Origin of the sequence: Vibrio sp. 10N.247.310.23 (assembly GCF_041467155.1) — a bacterium.
Lineage (GTDB): Bacteria > Pseudomonadota > Gammaproteobacteria > Enterobacterales > Vibrionaceae > Vibrio > Vibrio crassostreae_C.
The window spans coordinates 1-2,592 of sequence record NZ_JBFSTZ010000073.1; the positions used below are offsets into that span (position 1 = coordinate 1).

1 protein-coding gene is annotated in these 2,592 nt (G+C 49.2%); it reads right to left on the reverse strand.

What is annotated here, in order from left to right; genetic code table 11:
- Positions 1 to 2,592 (reverse strand): VCBS domain-containing protein (locus AB6D93_RS23760; protein WP_372159234.1); only part of this gene is annotated, 2,592 nt, incomplete at both ends.

A 2,592-nucleotide genomic window follows, 5' to 3' on the forward strand; every position in this document is an offset into this window, starting at 1 on the left:
TAATGCCAGGTGCCATCGGTGAGTAAGATTAGATCGCCATAGGTGCCGTGATAGTCGTAACCATTGCTGCCTTGGCGTTCAAACCCTGACTCGCCTACATCGGGGTCTGTGATGGTCAGCTTGCCATCAGCATAGAGTGTTGTATTGCCAAGTGTGGCGATGCCTGAGTGAGCATAGTCGGGTGACATGTCGACACCCGCGCTGTTTTCGGTTATTGAACCAGTATCAACGCCAGCGATTTGGGCTTTATCGCCAACAGCCGAGAGCGTCGTTGATGCGCCAGTGTGTGTTGTACCACCATGCGCGTCTTTCACATCGTAGGTGAAGTGGACGCTGCCGTTGTAATTGTGGCTTGGAGTGAAGGTGAAGGTTCCATCGTGATTGTCTTGAATCGAGCCATGGTCAGCATGCAAATTAGCGATAGTGAGCTTACCTGCATCGTTGGCGTCTACGTCAACAGTATTAGCGATTAGCTCGGTTGCTGTGATGGTTTGAGCAAGATCTTCTTTACCGCTGTTCAGTTGCACTTCACCAGAACAATACGGACGGTCGTTATCGCCATGAACGGTGACAACAATATCGTGAGTGGTGCCATCAGCCGATTTGACGGTGACAGTATCCGTTATCGATTCACCTTGGCCGAGGTGATCAATCTTTCTACCTGTTGCGTCTTGGCCTATGGAAGCGTAGTAGCTCCAATCTCCGTTACTCTGAAGTATGACACGACCATGAGTGCCGTAATAAACGCCGGTTTGGGCATGGCTTTCACCGGAGTCTGGATCAACAATGTTCAGGTGACCATCAGTGTGTATTTCGTCGTTCCATAATTTGCCGATGTTTCCATGCATATGATCTGGTGAGCGATCATCGACGTAGCCACCAGACATTGTACCATCTGGTGCTGTATAGGTATGCCCTTCATGAACATCTCCAGTATAGACACCGCCGATAACGGCAGAATTATTAACCCCTGTAATCGTTATTGAGAGGTTTTGAGTGCTGCTCGCATTATGCTCGTCTGTGACTGTTACTGGAACAGTCAATGTCTTCGTGACACCTGATGCTAACGATTGATAGCTAGAGTGAGCAGGATCGAAGCTATAACTGCCGTCCGGATTAACCACCAAGCCATCAATCTGCGGTGCGCTGTAAGTCAAGGCCGCACCGGTATCAATATCTTGGCCAACCATTTGTCCATTTAGAACGCTTCCACCTTCAGTCACTGAGTGGGACTGAGCATTGATGGTTGGGGCATCGTTGGTACCATGAACCGTTAGCTCTATCGTGTGTGTTGTACCATCTGCTGAGCGTATAATGGCTGAATCGTGTTTAACTTCGCCTTGCGCTAAGTTCTGTATATTGCGGTTGTCGAGGGTATAGGTGTAGTGACCGTCGCGCATGAGCAGTATGTGCCCACCCAGTTTGGTGTCGTAGCCAATACCTTGATAGGTTTGTGAGCCTATATTCGGATCAAACTGTGCCTCTCCCTTATCAGAGTCTTGGATGTTTAATCTGCCGTCGTAATGCAGTTGGTAGTGGGTATCTATATAGCCGCGATCTTCAGTTACTCCCCGTAAGTCTGCATTGGCTTGTGCGTCGGTAATAATCGCGTTATCTGGAGTTGCGATAAGATCAAACTTAGCTTGAGTGCTGACGCTGCCCCCATGGCCGTCAACCACATCATAGGTGAGTCGAATCTCACCATTGAAATCTTTATCTGGCGTGAAGGTATAAGTGCCATCTTTATTATCAGTCAGGCTACCGTGTGTCGCTTGCAAATTTGTCACGTGCAATACATCGCTACTATCCACATCGCTTGCATGTGTTAGCAAGTCAGAAGCCTTGATGGTTACGGGTTGATCCTCTTTACCCGCAGGAAGCTGAGTCCACGCACTGACAATTGGTTTGTCGTTGCTGCCTTGCACATCGATAACGACTTTATGAGGGACTGTCGCTCCTGTTGAATCGGTAGCGGTGATCCAGAATGATTCAGACTGATGTTCACCAGCCGCGAGTTTATCCGCGGCACCGCCGGTTGAATTGTCTAGCTGATAGTGCCAATGACCATGCTGATCAATCGACAGCGTTCCCCATTGACCTTGGGGTTGATTGATTGCCCACGTAACGGTGTCGGACTTATCTATATCAGTCGCGATTAAGCTCCCTGTCGCATCGGGGTTTCCTGCCGTGTTCAAGCCCTGTTCGATCACCGCGCCACTTGAGGTACCTGAGATAGTAGGGCGGTCATTGGTGCCATTAATCGTCACTTTGATGGTCGAAGGTGTGCCATCAACGGAAGTGACAGTGAAGGTTTCTTCTACTTTATCGCCGACGTTTAATTGATTAAATGCGCTGTTGGCGGTGAATGTCCAATGGCCATTGGCATCAATAGTCAGGTCGCCATTGGTGCCAGTAATCGAATCCGGTGTGAATGCGTTATCTGGATTATCGACGTCGATACTGGTTAGCGTGCCTGAGGTAGTTACCGCTTTATCGGTTTCATCGATGGCAACGGTCGCACTGCTGACAGTAGCTGCGTCATTAGTGCCGTTAATCGCGACTTTAATGGTCGAAGGTGTGCCATCAACAGAC